Annotated in this window: 10 protein-coding genes and 1 CRISPR repeat array; of the genes, 4 read left to right on the top strand and 6 right to left on the bottom strand. The window is 40.1% G+C overall.

Annotated elements, in window-relative coordinates:
• Window positions 1-91 precede the first annotated feature (91 nt).
• The 4 genes from BQ8014_RS19800 to BQ8014_RS17260 are packed head-to-tail and all read left to right on the top strand — an operon-like array spanning window position 92 to window position 6553.
• Entirely contained in the window at window positions 92-433 is a 342-nt protein-coding gene (locus tag BQ8014_RS19800) for a hypothetical protein (protein WP_234998080.1), read from the top strand.
• Window positions 434-445: 12 nt separating this feature from the next.
• The gene (locus tag BQ8014_RS17270) at window positions 446-3481 is read left to right on the top strand and encodes a SusC/RagA family TonB-linked outer membrane protein (RefSeq protein WP_255376327.1); all 3036 of its coding nucleotides are present in this window, start codon (window positions 446-448) and stop codon (window positions 3479-3481) included.
• Between the two features lie 24 nt (window positions 3482-3505).
• Window positions 3506-5416: a RagB/SusD family nutrient uptake outer membrane protein gene (locus tag BQ8014_RS17265; protein WP_080905441.1), complete on the top strand. Its 1911-nt coding sequence runs from the start codon at window positions 3506-3508 to the stop codon at window positions 5414-5416.
• A 42-nt stretch (window positions 5417-5458) separates the two neighbouring features.
• On the top strand, window positions 5459-6553 hold the full coding sequence (locus BQ8014_RS17260) for a SusE domain-containing protein (RefSeq protein WP_080905440.1): 1095 nt from the start codon (window positions 5459-5461) through the stop codon (window positions 6551-6553).
• Between the two features lie 105 nt (window positions 6554-6658).
• On the opposite strand, the gene BQ8014_RS17255 is transcribed toward BQ8014_RS17260, so the two are convergent.
• The 6 genes from BQ8014_RS17255 to BQ8014_RS17230 form a co-directional block, all read right to left on the bottom strand.
• Window positions 6659-7876, bottom strand: coding sequence for a peroxiredoxin family protein (locus BQ8014_RS17255; protein WP_080905439.1), 1218 nt, complete (start codon window positions 7874-7876; stop codon window positions 6659-6661).
• 175 nt (window positions 7877-8051) lie between these two features.
• Window positions 8052-9482, bottom strand: a complete 1431-nt coding sequence (locus tag BQ8014_RS17250; RefSeq protein ID WP_080905438.1) for a SusD/RagB family nutrient-binding outer membrane lipoprotein — start codon at window positions 9480-9482, stop codon at window positions 8052-8054.
• 12 nt (window positions 9483-9494) lie between these two features.
• Entirely contained in the window at window positions 9495-12695 is a 3201-nt protein-coding gene (locus BQ8014_RS17245; protein ID WP_080905437.1) for a SusC/RagA family TonB-linked outer membrane protein, read from the bottom strand.
• A gap of 431 nt (window positions 12696-13126) precedes the next feature.
• On the bottom strand, window positions 13127-15814 hold the full coding sequence (locus BQ8014_RS17240; protein WP_080905436.1) for a cation-transporting P-type ATPase: 2688 nt from the start codon (window positions 15812-15814) through the stop codon (window positions 13127-13129).
• Between the two features lie 470 nt (window positions 15815-16284).
• Window positions 16285-19164: direct repeats of the CRISPR family, unit length 37 nt; unit sequence GTCTTAATCCTTATTCTATTGGATATTACTCTATGAG.
• A 142-nt stretch (window positions 19165-19306) separates the two neighbouring features.
• Window positions 19307-19783 carry a CRISPR-associated endonuclease Cas2 gene (gene cas2, locus BQ8014_RS17235; protein WP_080905435.1) on the bottom strand — a complete coding sequence of 159 codons (477 nt, stop codon included), beginning with the start codon at window positions 19781-19783 and terminating at the stop codon, window positions 19307-19309.
• A 12-nt stretch (window positions 19784-19795) separates the two neighbouring features.
• Entirely contained in the window at window positions 19796-20800 is a 1005-nt protein-coding gene (locus BQ8014_RS17230) for a CRISPR-associated primase-polymerase type B (protein ID WP_080905434.1), read from the bottom strand.
• Between the last annotated feature and the right edge of the window lie 8 nt (window positions 20801-20808).

Below are 20808 nucleotides of genomic sequence, written 5' to 3'. Positions count from 1 at the left end.
CAGATCGGATGACACCGCCAAGTAACATCCGATCCTAATTTAAAAATGTAGTTAATCTTATGTTCAATCATTCTTAAATCTTTACAAATGTATGACTAATACAATAGTTTTTAGCTTAAAAAAAGCTAATCTTACCAGACTATGCAGACTAATGAAAACTATGCTGATGTTTTTTTCCCTCGGAATCAGTTTCTGTTTTGCAGAAAGCAGTCATTCTCAAACTTTCTTATCTTTAGATATTACGAATAAAACAGTAAAAGATGTATTTACTGAAATAGAGAAAAAGAGTGAATATATATTCTTTTACTCCGATAACGTAAAAATGTTTTTAGATAAAAAGGTCTCTATTTCTTCTTCGGGAAGGAAAATAGAAAATGTATTAAATGAACTATTTGTAGGTACTGGAATGACCTATCGTCTTTCCGGAAGATAAATTATTGTATCTATCTCTTCCGATAATGCTTCTAAAAAAGGAGCTCAGCAAGAAGGCCTTCGTATTACCGGAAATGTCACGGATCTGAAAGGCGAACCTTTGATCGGTGTAAATGTAATGGTGAAAGGCACCCAGGCAGGAGTAATGACAGATATAAACGGTGCCTATTCTATATCTGTTCCTAATAAATATGCTATTCTAAGTTTCTCTTATATCGGATTTGTGCCGAAGGAAGAGAAGGTGGACAGTCGCCGGATTGTCAATATTATTTTAGAAGAAGATGTCGGCCAGTTGGAGGAAGTGGTCGTTGTCGGTTACGGAACGCAGAAGAAAGCTTCCGTTGTCGGCTCTATTTCTACTGTTGAACCGGGAAGGCTGGATGTAGGAACTACCCGGTCGTTAAGTAATAATCTGGTCGGTAATGTAGGTGGAATTATTGGAGCTCAACGCTCGGGGGAGCCGGGATATGATAATTCCGACTTTTGGATACGGGGTATAAACACGTTCGGAGGTAATAGGAGTCCGTTAGTCTTAGTCGATGGAATCGAACGTTCATTAAATGATTTGGATGTTGTAGAAATCGCTTCTTTCTCTGTTCTGAAAGATGCTGCAGCCAGTGCTGTTTATGGCGTACGTGGGGCCAATGGCGTTATTATCATTACAACGAAACGCGGAAAAGCAGGAAAAACAAATATTAGCGTAAAAACGGAACATTCGATTACCGAGCCTGTCAAGATGCCCTCATTTTTAGGATCTGCAGATTATCTCCAACTTCTCTATGATGTGGCAAAACAGGATAATGTTTCGCCATTGTATGAACAGGATATTATCGATAAATACAGAACCGGATATGATACGGAACTATATCCGGATGTTGATTGGGTGAAAGCCATTTCAAATGATCAGGCACAAAACACGCGTGTCTCTTTGGACATAAACGGAGGAACGGAAAAATTGCGTTATTCTTTTGTCGGTGCCTATTACAATGAAGAAGGCATTATAAAAAGAGATGAAGAGCAAAGTTGGAATTCCAGTCTGCGTGTGAATCGTTTTAATATGCGGTCGAATGTGGATATGAATCTCACGCCAACCACCTTGATCAATTTTAGTATTGGAGGATACCTTCAAAAAAGAATCTCTCCCCCGCAAAGTATTGACGATTTATTTTCGGCGGCATTTTCTACCCCTCCCTTTGTACATCCTATTGTTTATCAAAACGGAAAGATACCGAGACGCTCAGGGCGTGATAATCCATGGGCCAGAACTACTCAAACAGGTTATGAACGTAGAGCCAGCAGTAAGTTGGAATCTACCTTTTCAGTAGAACAAGATTTGAAAGTGATCCTTTCCGGATTGAAAGCAAAAGCGATCTTTTCATACGATTATTATTCGGCAAATGGCGTCACCCGGTCGAAAGAGCCAATTTACTATACGCCGGCTACCTCGAGAGATCCGGAAACGGGAGAACTCTTGCTTTCCGATGGCACCATCGGGCAAGAATTCTTAGGACATAGCTTAAGCTCTGAGTGGGGGAATAATAGTATTTATCTGGAAGGGAATCTAACCTATGATAAGACTTTCGGTGAGCATGCTATCAATGCTTTATTTTTATACAACCAAAGGGATTATGACGATGGGGATAAATTGCCGCATCGTCGGCAAGGATTTGCAGGTCGTGCCGCTTACACCTATGGCGGACGGTATATCGGCGAATTTAATTTTGGATATAATGGTTCGGAAAACTTCTCAAAAGGAAAACGATTCGGTTTTTTCCCCTCTATTGCAGTAGGATGGATTATGTCGGAAGAAGCATTTTGGGAAAACTACCGAAAAGCGTTTAATAAAGTTAAATTCAGGATGTCTTACGGATTAGCCGGAAATGATCAATTGGACGGCCGTCGATTCGCTTATGTTACAACAATTGGAGATACCGGAGGATATGACTGGGGTACCAATGGCTCTTTCTTTTACCGTGCAGGCCGCCGGGAAGGAGAAATTGGCATTTCCGACTTAACCTGGGAGACGGTTGCCAAAACAAATCTGGGTTTAGAATTGGGATTATTTAATATCGCAGAGCTTCAAATCGACTTTTTCCAGGAAAAAAGAAAAGACATTTTTATGCAACGCAATAATTTTCCTAATTCTGCCGGCTTTGCGACAATGCCATGGGCCAATTTTGGAAAAGTTACCAATAGAGGTTTTGAAGTTACTTTGGACTTGAACAAACAAGTAAACAAAGATTTTTTTATTGGAGCGCGCGGAACCCTTACTTATGCAAAAAATAAAGTGACCGAGAATGATGAAGCTATAGGTATAAAAGGTACCCATCGTTCCAGCATCGGCAAACCTGTAGGTCAGATATTTGGTTTGGTAGCCGAAGGGTTATTTACGGAAGATGATTTCGAAGATGTAGAAAAAGGTGTTTTAAAACCTGATATTCCGATGCATAAGTTTACCAATAGGGTGTATCCCGGAGATATTAAATATAAAGATTTTGATGAAGATGGAGAAATAACCGAAAAGGATAGAACCGCTATCGGAGGGACTACTAATCCTGAACTTGTTTATGGTTTTGGTGTAAGTACCCGATATAAAAATGTGGATTTTGGTTTCTTATTTCAGGGAAATGGCCGTACCTACCGTGTGATTGGTCGTGGAGCGGATTTTATACCGGGAGCTAATTCGGGAACTACAGGAAATATCTATAGCAATGCATATGATTCATGGACGGTTGATAATCCACGACAAGATGCCTTTTATCCGAGATTGCATTATGGATATAATGCGAATAATGCGCAAGAATCTACCTGGTGGCTGAAAGATATGAGCATGCTACGGCTAAAAAACTTAGAGATTGGTTATGCTTTACCTAAATCGATCACCAGACCTGCAGCGATAAGTTATGCAAGAGTATTCCTTAGAGGAACAAATTTGTTTTGCTTATCTGATTTTAAGCTATGGGATCCGGAAATTGATACCCCCAGTAATAATGGGTTGAGATATCCTATCATGAGATCCTATTCGATCGGACTTGAAGTTAATTTTTAATATACGACTAATAAAGAGATTATTATGAAACTGAATTTATATAAATACTCATTATTGTTCCTAATTACTTTGTTTGTTAGTTCTTGTGATTTTCTTGATAAATCACCGGATGATGAATTAACGATGGAGATGGTCTTTAACGATAAAACAAGGACAGAAGACTGGCTTGCAGGAATATATACTGCGATTCCGGATCCATATTTACCCATGTTGAAAAATTATGATGCTTATGCCGATGATATGTCTCCGTCTGCAGGATGGGAAGTCTATGGCTGGGATGCGATCAGCAAGATCAAAGGAAACTGGAACTCGGAAAGTAACTGGGGCGGTAATTTCTGGGGCGATTTTCCAACCAGAATCCGCGCTGCCTATGTTTTTCTTGAACAGGTAAAGCCTCTTCCGGAGCAAAACGTAACGATTCAAGATGTGAACCAAATGAAAGCCGAAGCTCGTTTTTTAATTGCCTATTATTACTATTTATTAGTGAATACTTATGGGGCTATTCCTCTTCAGACATGGCTTTCTAATTTTACTGATCCGGCGGAAACCTTGATGATCGGACAAAATCCATATGATGACGTGATCGATTGGATTGACAAAGAACTAAAAGAATTGTCTACGATTTTACCTACATATTATACCGATAATCAAAAGTACGGAAGAGCGACCTCTGTCGCTTGTCTTGCCATACGGGCACGCATGCTGCTCTTTGCTGCAAGTCCGTTAGTGAATGGGAATTCCGATTATTCCGATTATGTAAATGATAAAGGTGAACAAATATTTAATTCGATTTATGATGCAGGTAAATGGAGCCGGGCTAAAGAGGCTTGTAAAGAATTGATAGATCTTGCCCATTCATCCGGATATAAATTATACTATGAGTATAATAATGATGGAACGATCGATCCGTTCATGTCCTATTCTAATATGTCGTATGTCGAGTTTAGTCAGGGGAATAAAGAAATATTATTCGCACGTCCCAAAAGTGATTATGGCGGTTTTCAGCACGCTATACCCCGGGGAATGCAAGGCAACGGTGGATTGGGAGTTACTCAGACATTAGTCGATGCCTTCTTTATGAATAACGGTTTACCTGCTGTTACGGGTTATGAATCGGATGGCTCACCTATAATAAATACTGCGTCGGGATATACCGAATCCGGATTCTCAACACAGGATGATATTCGGAATACAAAGTGGATTGAAGGGGCTGAAGGAGCAAGTGCCGATAAAAGTAATAATGTCGTCGTTCCGGCAGGTATTTATAACATGTATGTGAATCGGGAAGCTCGATTTTATGTCTCCGTTCTATTTAACGAAGCATGGCTTCGGATTGCCAAACGAAAGGCTGATTTTTACATGAATGGGACAGATGGAGGGCCGACACATGATGCTCCTCAAAATGGTTACTTGTTGAGAAAAAGAGTACATCCCAATACAGATCCTAAAAATGGTATTTCGCCCTATCGACCGGGTATTTTATATCGTTTGGGGGAGGCTTACTTAAATTATGCGGAAGCTTTGAATGAAACGGAACCCAATAATACGGCGGAGATATTGAAGTATGTAAACTTGGTCCGGGAAAGAGCCGGGATTCCTGTTTATGGTCCGGGTGCAGGTCAAATACCGGTTCCACAAAGCCAAAATGAGATGAGAATAGCCATAAAGCGTGAACGTCGTGTGGAGCTTAACAGTGAGTTTGCAATTCGTTTTGATGATATTCGCCGGTGGAAGGAGATCGATTTGCTGCAAGGGGATTTTTATGGAATGAATTATCATGGCAGGAAGAAAAGCGATGATAAAAACGATCCGGAAGCTTTTTTTACAAGAAAAGTTTACATAACAAGGGGATTTAGTAAAAAGAATTATTGGTTCCCCATTCATCAAAATCAGATAGATAAAAACCCCAATCTGAGACAACTTCCCAATTGGTGATTTTCCTCTAAAAGACCTGTAATATTAATAAACTATTATTAGATGAAAACAATTTATAAAATAATATTTCTCTGCATATTAGGACTTTCTTTTGCGATGTGTAGCGATGATGATAATCCTCAAACAGGAACGCCGTTAGAATTGACTGTCTCGAGAGATACGATCATATTGTTAGAGAGTAATGCAACCCAGGAGGCCTTGAGCTTTTCCTGGAATAAAGGCCTTGATTTAGGATTAAACGATACTGTGTCGTATATCTATAGATTAGACCTGGCTAATAATAATTTTGAAACATCCACATCGCCTGAAGTGATTGATGATTTCAAAAAAAGTTATACTACTGAGGAGATTAATAATCTTATTATAAGCAAATGGGGTATTCATCCCGGAGAATATGCAAATTTAGAGGCTCGAGTTGTAGCAAAGGTAAAGAGTGACAAATTTGTGTATCCGGAAATAGCTACCGTAAATGTTATTATTCAAACTTATGCTCAACAACCTCAACCTTTGTTTATTTTGGGTACGGCTACCGAAGCAGGGATGAATACGGCGGAAGCGATTAAATTGAATGAAGTTTCTATTGGTAAAATCTATACATGGAAAGGTAGGTTGACTCATGGGAACTTTAAATTTATTACAACTTTGGAAACTATGTTACCTTCCCTTAATAAGGGAGCCGATGATAATACATTAGTAGAGCGGAGAAGTGAAGGAGATCCGGATAATTATTTTACCGTTACGGACAAAGAAGGGTTATACTCTGTCGAAATTGATCGAACCGCAATGAAAATTGTATATGCTCCTATTGTTTACGAGAATATGTATATAATAGGCAATTCGACTTCGGCAGATTGGGACATTGCAAAAGCAATAGAGATGCAATGGGATTATTCTAATCCGAATGTATTTACAGCCACGGTTGCGTTAAAGGAGGGTGAATTAAAATTCTATATACAAAGAGATTGGGGTGCATTAACATTTAGGCCCTTGGTTGCAAATGGGTCTATAGCAAGTAATGATGTTCAGGCTTATATTGGAGGAGAAGATCTGAAATGGATGATAAATGCTGATCAGGCAGGAGAATATAAAATCACTTTGGACGTAAATAAGATGAAAATAAAATTCGAGAAGCTTTAAGGTAAATTTTAACCTACTAATGAATCATTTTTCTCACGCGTAGAATTTACTACGCGTGAGTTTTTCTTTTTTATTTGTATGATGTCAATTTATTATAGGAAAATCTTATTGCTTTAACAACTCATCGACCGTCTTGTTGAAATCGGCTTTGAACTCGTCATAAAACAAACCGGTTGCCGGCCCGTTGAAGCCCGTATGGATTTTCTTTACTTCTCCTTTCTTATCGATAAAGAAGGTCGTTGGAAAACTCTTGAGTTTATCAATCTCCGGTAATACCTTGCCTGTATCCGCAATCTTTCCGCCGACCAGAATATCATACGTTATATCATACTTCCGAATCAAATTCGTCAACACTTTCCGGATATAGTCCGGATCATCTTTACGTTCAAAAGCCAATCCGATCAGTTCCACCCCCCGATCCTTGTTCTCTTTATACCAGGGTGCCAGAAAGGTGGTTTCGTCCAAACAGTTAGGGCACCAGCTTCCAAGGATACTAACAACGACAACCTTGCCTTTATACTTCGGGTCGGACAAGGAAACTTCATTCCCTTTCAAGTCCTTCAACTTAAATCCTAACGTCTTGTATCCTTTTTTCAGTTGAGTCAAAGAATACGGATTTGCTAAAGCTGCCTGGTTATTACGTGTGCCTTTGATTGCCTGTACGCCGTGTGTAGTTACATATTCTCCCTCAAAATGGTCTTTATCCGTGAATTTCCCTTGGATAAGATAAGGGCTTAGACCGGCAAAAGCGGACAATCGGAACCCGTTCCGGTCGATCACTCCCTCTAAGAAACGGAAATCACCGGAATTGGTCAGAATGGATCCGGCCAGTTGTGATCCTTCTTGTTTAAAGACGCCGACGTAGTTGTTTGTAACCGTATCGGTAATAAATTGTACTTCCCACCGGCCATCCAGCAAGTCGGGCGAAGTTCCTTCTATCGTAAAGCGGGGGCGGTCGCCGTAAACCGCGGTAAATGGAATGCCTTTATCCCGCTCGGAAAACAAACGGTGGAACGACCCGGCCAGGGAATCGCCGGCCAATACGCCTCGTAATTCCGTATCGTATGCCTTGATTGGAATGAAAACACTGTCACCTCGATAGATGACACTGTCCAATAATACTCGTTCGGTTCCATTTATCAAGGTCACCTGATTATCGGTAACTTCAAATAGAAAAGGGATCCGATGGCTCGTTTCCGTCCGGAACTCGGCATACCATTTGCCTTCCTTCAGTTCTGCGGTTTCTTTAGGCCTGTTTTGACAAGCGAATGAAAAATTCAACGCCATAATGCAGAGAATTAAATATTTATTTGTTTTGTTCATCTTTCGTTTTTTTATTTGGTTAGGGTAAATATAGCTATAAAATCACTCGTGTTCATTAAAAAAATAAGAGTTTATAGGAAAACGCCATACACAATTTTTTATTTTATCCAGGTTGGCCACCAGGTCAACCCAGGTACAATATTCGCTTGAGTACGTCGATTTTCTTTATCGTAGATTAATTTACATCGAACCAAAGCCGGGTCGTCAGCAAATCCCTCCCTTGATTTTCAACGGCAAGCTGGTAGTTTTTCCCGTTTAAGGATTGTTCCGTTCCGGGATAGTATAAACGCAATGGTATTTGTCCTTCCAAAACACTGGCCGGTCCGGCCTTCAGCTCCGGATAGTCGAGGCGTCTCCATTCGGCAAATGCGTCCAACCCTTGTCCGAAGAAGGCAATCCATTTTTGTTCTCCGATAGATTTTTTATAGTTGGCAGCATTGTATTTCACGCCCTCCTGGTTCAGATAGGAGGAGATTACCGCTTCATCCGTAATTCCAAACTGATTCAATGAGGCGGTGATTGCTCTCCGGTAGTAATCTTCCGCATTGCCGGTGATATATCCCCGGGCGACTGATTCGGAAAGGGCAAACAAGACTTCTGCATAAGAGAACAAAGTAGCCGGAGAGACATCGGTAAGGAAATACGTACCCGGTTTGGAAGTCTTTGCAAATCCTTGGTTGTTGGCATCACTGTTCGACAATCCGTTGGTAGCTCCCACATACCGCCCGACGGTAGGATCCGTAGGTAATTGCGCATAGACGGGCAAACGGGGATCGGAGAGCTCGTATAACTTATCGACTAACGTCTTTGACACGCGATAGTCGTCCCTCGTTTCAAAGCTTGCCGCCTGCGGATTCTGCTGGGGAGAGCTGGAATACGCGAATTTGAAATTCTCTTGGTTGCCGCTGATAAGGCCGGAAGCATCGGCTACTAATGCATTGATCGTTTGCTTGGCTAATTCCGGTTCGCGATCGGCGATGCGCAGGGCAATGCGGAGCTTTAAAGAGTTTACGAATTTCTTCCATAGATTGATCTTGCCGTTGTAGACCAAATCTCCGCTAATAGAACCTTTTCCGGCATCCAGGCTTGCTTGGGCTTCATCCAAATCATTTAGCAGGCCGGTATAAACTTCTTGCTGTGTATTGTATTTCGGCGTTACACTCTGTCCGGCCTCCGAATAGGGGATATTCCCATAAGCATCCGTTAATAGGACATACACCCAGGAACGTAAGGCCAGCGCGACCCCTTTATAGTTTGTGTTCGCCTCTTCTTCCGACATGGATAAAATTGTATTCAAATCGGTAATTAAGGTGGCGTAACCGGTGTTCCAAAGTGTTGTTACATTCGTACTGGTATTCGATATGTCATAACGGTCGGATTCCGTATATTGAATGGATGCCCAATGCTGTACAAAAAGCAGTTGCGTATTGTAATTGGCATTGTTTCCCCAATATAAGTCCGCCCCATGTTTTAAACTTCCGCTTAGTAGATAAGCCGGCTGGGGGTCTTCCGTTGCATTCGGATTTTCATTTATTTCGTCCAACTCATCGTTGCAAGAAAAGAGGACGAGCGGAAATAATAAAAGATAAATTATATTTTTAAGCATGACGTCTTGTTTTTAAAATTTCAGATTCAGATTAAAACCAATAGAGCGCGTGGTCGGTAAGGAAAGGCTTTCTATGCCTTGCCCGTTTCCGGTATTAAGCGCTACTTCCGGATCGATATTAGGTGCATCTTTATAGATAAAGAAAACATTACGGGCTACGGCAGAGAGACTGGCCCCTTGCAGGCCGACCTTTCTGATCAAACTCCTGGCGAATGTATAGGTAAACTTTATTTCACGCATCTTGATATAGGAAGTTTTATAAATAAAAGCTTCGGAAATATTGTATAAAGATTTATAGTAATCTTCAGCGCTTACCACTACCGTGTTTTTTGAGCCGTCGGCGGTTGTCCCGTCGACAATGATGCCATCTTCAAAGACCGTCTCGCCGCCAGGAGCTGAGCCGCCGTTAGGTAAAAGTATTTTCGGATTGTCATGATCGTCTCCGGCATAGTAATAATACAATCCGCCGTTCTCTGCATTACGTCCGGGGAGCGTACTCTTCAATACGCCGGTATAAATACCCGTCCGGTTGGTTCCCGAATAAATTTTACCTCCGATACTACCGTCGATTAAAAAGGATAGTTCGAGATTCCGGTAAGTAAAAGTATTGCTGATGCCACCGACCCATTTAGGAGTATAATGTCCTAATACTTTATAGCTTGGATCTGCGTTTGGAAGCCCGTCCGACCCGACGATGATATTGCCGTTGTTGTCACGCTGATAGGTAGATCCGTATAATGTACCGTAAGCCTGCCCTACGGAAGCCAGTAATTGGGTTGTACCTGATGAAGCGATCGTATAGCTTTTCAACAGGCCTTCTTTGTCCAGCTCTTTCACTTTGCTGCGGTTTAATGAATAGTTCAACCCTACATCCCATTTGAACTTGCTTATTTCCACAGGGATTACATCCAACTGTACCTCTAATCCTTTATTGTTGATTTTGCCCGCATTTAACAATTGGGAAGTATAACCGCTGGCTGCTGTCGTATTTACTTTCAGAATCTGGTCAAAACTATTCGTGTTATATGCCGCAACGTCTAAATGTACCCTGTTATTAAACAGTCCCAGCTCGATACCCAGTTCGGTAGAGCGGGTTGTCTCGGGTTTCAGATCCGGATTATTTTTTTCTTTGGAAGAAGTCTGGATCGGATTTCCTTCAAAAGCCGTTTCAAAATTATAAACAGTGGCCAGTTGGTAAGGATCCGCATCGCTTCCTACCTCGGACCATCCTCCACGTAGTTTTAAAAAGCTGAGAGTTTCGTTTTTAATGTCCAAAGCCTCGGATAAAACCAAGCTGGCATTTACCGAAGGATAAAAATAAGAACGGTTCTTCCGGGGCAAAGTGGAGGACCAATCGTTGCGGGCGGTCAGATTCAGAAAGGCGAAGTTCCGATATCCCAATTGGGCCGACGCATAGCCGCTGTATACTCTAAGTTTTGAGAAATTATTAGAGGAGACTAAAGGATCCCTTGAATTAGTCAGTGTATATAGATCCGGAACAGCTAATCTGGGTGCTTGCTGGTAGTTGTTTTCGTATTTTTTGTTACGTACATTGAACCCGGCGAGGGCGTCCAGGCTGAAATCGTTGTTCAAATCCCGCGTATAGGTAAGAATTGCTTCCGTGTTATTCTCGTTTATCGTATAAGCGTCTTCGGAATACGAACCATAGGGCGTACCGTTTGTTCCGTATTTTATCTTATATTTCCGGCGGTCGTTGTAATAGTCCGTCCCGGTCCTAAACCTGAAGTCAAGTCCTTTGGCTAAATTCAATTCCGCATGTATATCTCCGATCAGGCGGTTACGGTTTTGTTCGACGGTGTTGTAATAGGCTCTCCAATAAGGATTACTGTAATAGCTGTTATTCCAGTTGTTATTCCAATCTTTCTTCAGCTCATTCATATCGACTTGGCGCCCGAACCAGAGAAACTGGAGCATCACACCGGCGGCCCGGTTGCCGGAAGGACCTCCGGGAAGGTTGGGTACGTCCGTTACGATGTAATTGGCCGTTACGCCTACTTTCAACCATTTGGCTAATTGATAGTTCGTGTTGATGCTAAAATTAGTCTTCTTAATTTGAGTGTTGGGAACCGTTCCCCGCTGGTCTTCATGATTTACCCCTAAACGGAAATCGTATTTCTCATCCGATCCGGCGATAGAAATGCCGTTATTATAGGTAATTCCTGTTTCGAAGAAATCCTTCACATTATCCGGATGCGAAACAAAGGGAACAGCTACCCCGTTGGAATAGAATTGCGGAATTAGGCGGCCGTCCATTTCCGGTCCCCAACTTTCATCCACTCCGTCGTTAACGCCTCCGCCTTTTCCATCCACATAGCTGAACTGCCCCGTAGCTCCTTGTCCGAAAACGTCCTGGAACTTAGGGAGTGTCGTTACCCGGGAGAAATTTATGCCCGAATTAACTCCAATGCCGATTCCTTTTTGCTCTTTTCCGGTCTTTGTTGTAATCAGAACAACACCATGGGCAGCTCTTGAGCCATAGAGTGCAGCAGCATTCGGTCCTTTCAGGACACTAATTGATTCAATATCTTCACTGTTTAAATCAGCAATAGCGTTTCTGAAGTCGCGTGTCGCACCTCCGGCATTCAGTTGTGAATTGTCCGCCGGTACACCGTCTACAATGAACAAGGGTTGATTATTCCCTGCGATAGAGGTTTCACCGCGGATCACAATTCGCGAGGAACCCATATCTCCCTGGGAATTGGTGATGCGTACACCGGCCAGCTTCCCGGAAAGCGAGTTTAATAAGTTTGTTTCCTTATTACCGCTCAACGCCTCGCTTTTTAATTCCTGTGTCGTATAACCCAATGAAATTTTTTCCTTATTTATACCTAAGGCCGTAACGACTACTTCATTTAAAATATTGTTGTTTTCAGAAAGAACCGCATGAATAGGTTCATTCTGGTCGTAGATATCTATTTCCAAGGGTTTGTATCCTAAGTATTTGAATACAAGAGTCACTGGCAGTTCCTGAGAGATGGAGATGGAAAACCGGCCATTGATATCAGAAACAGCGTATGCTTGTTCAGCCGTTTTTATCGTAATATTTACGCTCGGAAGAGGGGCTTGGTTCTGGTCGACCACTTCTCCTTTCAGAATCGTTTGAGCGTGAAGGGGAATTCCGATCCCTCCGAATATAACGAATAAGACTATTCCCGCTATGAGAAAATAGCGATTCGATTTGTGTTTATACATAAAAAGTTTATTTTAAAATAAGTTGATAACTAAAAAACATTCTCATTCTTTCAGTCTAATGAGAATAAAAATGCGCATAACGTCCTGAGATTAATCAACAAGAAAAGAAATGCATTTGCATATGCGGACAGATTGCGAGATTGTTGAAAAATTCTTTGGTATAAATTTTGTGTGAAAAAAGTTTGTGTCTTTTCACTGCCGTAAATGTTTTTGTCATTATTAATCTTCTTTGTGTCTAATAATAGAATGTTTCTGCAAAGGAAAACTAAACCATGAAAAGAGTAAATACCCTTGTTATGGTATTTTGAGGTGTATAAGCGGTCTGGAATGTTAAAACCCCGGTGTGAAGATCTGTTTTCACACCGGGGAGTCGTTTTCTTTACCGACATGGGTTTCAAAACCATGCCGGCAATCTTAGTCAGGAAATGTTTTTATACTTCAAGCGTATGGCCTTTCCAGCAACGCATCACGAATTTTTCTATCTCTACGATCACAAAAACAAGGAAGCCCAACGCAACCGGATAAAGCCAGTCGTGAATTCCCAATGGGACTGTTCCGAATACATTATTCATAAAGGGGAGATAGCTAATGCCGGTTTGCAATAGGATTAATAGTGCACAAACCACGAAAACCGCCTTATTGGTAAAGAAGTCTTTGCTCAAAGCGAAATCACGGATCGTCCGGCTGTTAAATAAGTGGAACATTTGGGTGATGACGATCGTTTGCAGTGTGATCGTCCGGACCAGTTCTTCATTCATCCCGTTTGCAATCAACTTCATGCTCATCCATAAAGTCCCGCCCCCGATAAGTACGGATACAAATAAGATACGCCAGATAAAATATCCGCTAAGCAAAGGTGTTTTAGGGGAACGCGGAGGTCGTTTCATCGCATTAGGCTCTATTTTCTCGAAAGCCAGGGCCAAAGAAACCGTAACCGATGTCACCATATTTACCCATAGGATCTGGATAGGCGTCAACGGCATCATGAATCCGAACAAGATGCTGGCTATAATAAGAAAACTTTCGGCGCCGTTGGTCGGAAGGATAAATAGGATTGTTTTCTTTAAATTGTCATACACCCTGCGTCCTTCTTCCACGGCGGCGATAATCGTACTGAAATTGTCATCGGCCAATACCATTGCTGCGGCATCTTTGGTTACCTCCGTGCCCTTGATCCCCATAGCGATACCGATATCCGCTTTTTTCAAGGCCGGTGCATCGTTTACACCGTCGCCCGTCATGGCCGAAACGGCGCCTGTGTTTTGGAGGGCGGTCACCAACTTTAGTTTATGTTCGGGGCTGGTTCGTGCGAACACGTCATATTCCCGTGCAGCCACCTCAAACTCTTCGTCCGTCATGTTTTCAAGATCCTTTCCTTGCAGTGCTTTGGTGCCGTCGCCGATTCCCATTTCTTTGCCGATAGCCATGGCGGTATCTACATGGTCGCCGGTAATCATTTTCACGGAAATGCCGGCTTCGGCGCATTGCCGGATCGCTTCGGTCGCCTCCTCACGCGGAGGGTCGATGATCCCTGCCAATCCTAAAAACACAATACCGTCATGTATGTCCTCATGCCGGATCTGTTGTATATCCTTTCCTACCTTTTTATATGCTCCGCCGATGATACGTTGGCCTTTTCGAGCCAATTCCGTAATCTTTCCTTCCCAATAAACCCGGTCGAAATCGGTATAATTACCATCGGCTTTCTCTTTTTCGGCCATATTCAGTAACCGGTCGGGGGCGCCTTTGATATAGATAATAGATCCGGTTTCACCCTCGACCAAAGTGGCCATATACTTATATTCCGAATCAAACGGAATCGTCGAAATACGTTTAGGCGGATGATGATCGATGTCCGCTTTCTCGTATAGAGTGACCAAAGCCCCTTCGGTAGAGTCGCCTTTGACCACCCAATTCCCCTCCTCATCCTTACCCAAAGAGGATTCGTTGCAGATCCGGAAGCAGTCGATCAGCTCCTTCAGTACAGGCCGGATTGTGAAATCCACCTTTTCATCACCCTCCAGGATATCCCCATCCGGTGCATATCCGGTTCCTGATACGTGGAAATCACCTTCTTTTATTTCAACGGTTTTTACCGTCATCTCATTCTTTGTCAACGTTCCCGTTTTATCCGAACAAATCACCGATACGGATCCCAGCGTTTCTACCGAAGGCAGATAGCGGACAATGGCATTTCGTTTGGCCATATTCTGAACGCCGATAGCCAAAATAATTGATAGAATAGCAGGTAAGCCTTCGGGTATCGCAGCTACTGCCAGTCCGATCACCGACATCAGCAATTCGCCCGATTCGTAATTCCGGAAAAAATAGCCGAACAAATAAATCAGAACCGCGATGCCGACAATGACGACCGATACCGTTTTCCCGAATTGTGCCGTCTGTTTCAGCAATGGCGTTGTGATTTCTTCTACCTGGGAAATCATCTCGTTTATCTTTCCGATTTCCGTATCTTTTCCTGTTGCCGTAACAATACCTACGCCTGTTCCCGCGCTTACGGTCGTACTCGAAAACGCCATGTTAACCCGGTCGCCAAGCATCGTTTCAGCCGGCAGGGCCTCTGTCTTTTTTTCCGAAGGTACCGATTCACCGGTCAACGTAGATTCTTCGATTTTCAGGTTATCCGTCCTTATTAACCTTAGATCGGCAGGTACTTTATCGCCGGGGCTCAGCAATACGATATCGCCGATTGTAAGCTCGGTCGCATCAATCTCCTGGCGCTTTCCGTCCCTTCGTATGTGAGCCTTGGGAGAAAGCAGTTTCTTGATATCTTCCAAGGCTTTCTCCGCTTTGCTTTCCTGCAGGAATCCGATCGTTGCGTTTACGACGGCTACGATCAGGATAATCACCGTATCGGCGTAATGGGCTAAAAAAGCGGTAACAATGGCCGCAACAAAAAGAACATAAATAAGAATATCGTTGAAGTGTTTCAAGAAACGAATGAGGAGGCTTACCTGTTTCTTCTGAGGTAAGGTATTTTTCCCGTATTCCGACAGTCTGTTTTGGACTTCGGCTTCCGCCAATCCGTATTCCTTGTCTGATTTTAATTCATTAATTACTTCAGGAATGTCCAGTTCATACCATAGATGTTTCTTCTGCATAGTTTCTTTCTTTATAAAATAAAATTGGCCTCAATAATTTAACAGTCCCATTCGGAATTTGTTTAAGGTAACTTCTGAGTAATTGATAATAAATCAGGATATTAGTAAATCCGCTACTTTCTCCGGATTCAAGGATGAGAATGCAGGGTATAAAATAGCTTATTTGTGTAACAAAATAAGGGTATAAATGATGAAAACTTGTAATGGAATAAGGGTATGATTACTATTTAGATGATTACTCAATGTGATGCCTAACGATTAATTTCTATGGGACAGGTTGATTGTCATTGAGATAATGGAAGCCCCCAAACCCTGCAAAAACTCATAACTATGACTGCGCACAGTCATAGTTATGATTGCATTCGTTCATAGTTATGACTGCGTTCACTCATAGTTACCAATTTTTTAGTGGATAAGCGATGACTTTTTGATGCCTATGGCGCCTGAAAAAAGCTAATATGTAAAAAGATGTCTTAATCCTTATTCTATTGGATATTACTCTATGAGCGGGATTAATCAATGATTTGGAAGACAATTGGTAGTCTTAATCCTTATTCTATTGGATATTACTCTATGAGGTATCAAACAGAAGTTTTTCGATGAGATTTTAGCCGGGTCTTAATCCTTATTCTATTGGATATTACTCTATGAGTCCCTCTTTTATTTTTTGTTAGTCACACTTATGTCTTAATCCTTATTCTATTGGATATTACTCTATGAGAGTAAAAGCTGGAGAGTATTCCGATTATATCAAATCAAGTCTTAATCCTTATTCTATTGGATATTACTCTATGAGAGATCTTGTGTTAAGATTTTTAAACATAATACATCTTAGTCTTAATCCTTATTCTATTGGATATTACTCTATGAGAATGGCGGGTTAGTGAGGATTATTCCTTATATGTCTTAATCCTTATTCTATTGGATATTACTCTATGAGGTAAACTTAATTAGTTTATCACTACTTTCATCCTTGTCTTAATCCTTATTCTATTGGATATTACTCTATGAGCTGTCTTTGACGAGACAGGTACACGGAAAAATGCTGTGTCTTAATCCTTATTCTATTGGATATTACTCTATGAGTATCTTGCTAGAGTTGGGAATCGGAACCAACTCAAAATCGTCTTAATCCTTATTCTATTGGATATTACTCTATGAGTTAACAGTGCTTATAATAAGGAGTTAAAAAATTGTCTTAATCCTTATTCTATTGGATATTACTCTATGAGAAAAATTCGTATAATATATACGATGAAAAACATGCGGTCTTAATCCTTATTCTATTGGATATTACTCTATGAGGACTTTTTAAAAGCCTTAGGCACATTTTAGAAAAAGTCTTAATCCTTATTCTATTGGATATTACTCTATGAGTTATAGCAGCCAGGGATATCAAATCAAAATAGGGAAAGTCTTAATCCTTATTCTATTGGATATTACTCTATGAGTGTTTTATGATTCCAAAACTATTTTCGGTCAAAGGTCTTAATCCTTATTCTATTGGATATTACTCTATGAGAATAGACTAATTCGCAATTTCCTGCGGCTACTTCTACAGGTCTTAATCCTTATTCTATTGGATATTACTCTATGAGGTGAATGTGGAAGGTAAATATAGCCTTTCTGTAACTGTCTTAATCCTTATTCTATTGGATATTACTCTATGAGACTATGATAAATTAGCATTCATCCGGGTTATATTTCGTCTTAATCCTTATTCTATTGGATATTACTCTATGAGGTCTATTGTAGAAAATGAGACTGGCAAAACTGTGTCTTAATCCTTATTCTATTGGATATTACTCTATGAGTCCTATACACCGAAACCGTAAAAGGTTTTAATTGTCTTAATCCTTATTCTATTGGATATTACTCTATGAGTAGGCATAAACGAGGCTTTAGACGCCCTTCGGACGATAAGGTCTTAATCCTTATTCTATTGGATATTACTCTATGAGAATTATGGAATATCTGTGCAAATTTTGAAATCATAATGTCTTAATCCTTATTCTATTGGATATTACTCTATGAGGGTTACCTTCGAACAGGCATTCATACAAAAATGCGGGTCTTAATCCTTATTCTATTGGATATTACTCTATGAGGAGTAACAGTTTACGATAAGCGGTCAGATTCGACGTCTTAATCCTTATTCTATTGGATATTACTCTATGAGTTTTTAAAACGTTCATTACTTACGATATGTTGAAGGGGTCTTAATCCTTATTCTATTGGATATTACTCTATGAGGGCAAGTTTACAAAAGAAGAGTGGTCTTTCTTTGCCGTCTTAATCCTTATTCTATTGGATATTACTCTATGAGTTTTTACAAAAATCTCGCCGGAACCGTCAGAGAATTGTCTTAATCCTTATTCTATTGGATATTACTCTATGAGTATGTTTATTTAATCGCAGGTTGCTATTATCAGCAAAGTCTTAATCCTTATTCTATTGGATATTACTCTATGAGTGTATATTCTAACAGAGAACAGTAATCTCATAGTTCCGTCTTAATCCTTATTCTATTGGATATTACTCTATGAGTTAATTTTAAATTCTTTTTGATTGAGGTAAAATGAGTCTTAATCCTTATTCTATTGGATATTACTCTATGAGTTCTTTGAAATATTGGCACTTGCTTATTAACTTATCCTGTCTTAATCCTTATTCTATTGGATATTACTCTATGAGAATAAATTAGCATTCATCCGGGTTATATTTCACAAAGTCTTAATCCTTATTCTATTGGATATTACTCTATGAGTGTGTTAATATTCAACTTGTAAAAAGATAAATTATAGTCTTAATCCTTATTCTATTGGATATTACTCTATGAGTATTATTGGATATCGAATGCAAAACAATATGCGGTCTTAATCCTTATTCTATTGGATATTACTCTATGAGTTTAATGCGACATTGCTCCTTCGACAATGGAACGAAGTCTTAATCCTTATTCTATTGGATATTACTCTATGAGCAAATCCATTTACGTGGGACGGGTTTCAGTTTTTTGTCTTAATCCTTATTCTATTGGATATTACTCTATGAGAAGTAACCAAATAGTCACTATAACACCTACTATAGATGGTCTTAATCCTTATTCTATTGGATATTACTCTATGAGTGAGTCGATAATAGCGATTTGTTCGACGAGTTAGGTCTTAATCCTTATTCTATTGGATATTACTCTATGAGAACAAGCAGCAGCGCTTTTCAGCGCAGCAAAAGTAGATGTCTTAATCCTTATTCTATTGGATATTACTCTATGAGACTGCGACAAACTCAATGAAAATTACCTCAATATGGGGTCTTAATCCTTATTCTATTGGATATTACTCTATGAGAGGAAAAACTATAAATTGCTGTGTTCCTTTCTATTAATTAATCAAATTATAGATTTTGTTCAATGGATTCAAAAAAAATGATTGTTTTTTTGAGCCCTCAAAGGTACGAATAAAATCAATACGTCAAAGATCAATTATTTTTTTAAAAGAATAATGTATTCTTTATATGTGTAATCAAATCTATGTCAATACTCTGTCCGATTACTTTCATTGACTGAATATAGTCGGTTGAAATTGGCACTATAATGATACTATCCTTATTCTCATACACACTTTGAACTTCTTTCAAATCATTTTTTATCTCCTCATAGACTGAATTGCTTAGATCTGCAAGGAAAATAGATCGCTGAATGCGTGTGCATCCTTTCTTTAGTAAGTATTTTGAAATATACCTCCTTACTTTATTACTTTCTATATCATACATTACAAAAAACAACATATTGGTAGCAGATCTGTCTTTTTTATTTATTAATCCTAAAATTCGATTCACTCGTTCTTCTATAGATTCTAAATCATCGTATTTTACTTGTGTCCTATTCGGCGGAGGCGATCCTGACAGTCCTGATTGCTTCAACGTTTTAAGTATCGTGATATAATCGTATGCTTGTTTTTCTGCCATGGTCTATCTCTTCTATTGTGCTAAAAAGCCATTAATAAGATTTACCGTAAGCATATTCAGTTCGCTATTTGTTCCACATCGGGGAGATTCTACAACAGAAAAGCCCCGCTTACCATAAAACAAATTTATTTCTGCTTGCTTTAGTCCTAATTTCATTCGTATTTTTTTCCCATAGCTGATATTAATGATTTCGGTAACGACAATCCCGGTTTCTTCTATATAGATCTTAAGCTCTTGTATGATTTCATTCAACTGTTCAGGTATATATACCGGAATTTTTTCCGCTGGCTTTGATTTGAATTTTAATATATCTTTGATTCTTTGTATGGCTTCATCATCAGGGTCTTTGTTTTCTTTTATATCTACATTATCCACTAATGGTAATGTTTCAACCGTCTGCTTTTTCAAGTCAAAGAGAGCTGAAGGATTATTTATATCTAAGTATGTGTTGAGATCGATCCCCTCGGCCTCCGGATTAAAATAAACATCCGGATCGCAACTAATAAAACAAGCACGGCAGACATCGCTTGTTTGTGCGTCTATCACCTGTTCTATGTGATAGGTTTGAGAAAATTTAAGAATAAAAGACTTATAAAAAAGAGAATAGATCCCATGGTCATAACATCTTTCTTTTAAGTGAAACATTACTTTCAATCCATCTTCACCGGGTGAAATAAAAGAAAGTAAAGTTCGGGAGTCTTTCTCTATATCCTGGCGAATTTGTTTAACGGAAAGTCCTTTCTGCGTAATATGATCTATATCTACTATGAAGTATTCGATATATGCAAAATTATCTGTCCGGCGGAACGCTGGGTTGAATACTCCGCATACGATATAGGGAAGTTCTTTTTTTAACAAAGCATAGCTCTTTTTGTCAATATCCCGGACAATGCGTAATTGCCGTATCTTTGCCTCAATCTCACCTTTCGGATTTTTAATGCTATGATACAAATAATCAAGTGAAATTTTGGCTAATTGATCGGAACTGCTTGTGATTTTTTTTCCTGCGAATATCATAAGTACTG

Origin of the sequence: Parabacteroides sp. Marseille-P3160 (assembly GCF_900162725.1) — a bacterium.
GTDB lineage: Bacteria > Bacteroidota > Bacteroidia > Bacteroidales > Tannerellaceae > Marseille-P3160.
The sequence above is the reverse complement of the archived record's forward strand: the minus strand, read 5'-3'. Positions and strand labels throughout refer to the sequence as shown.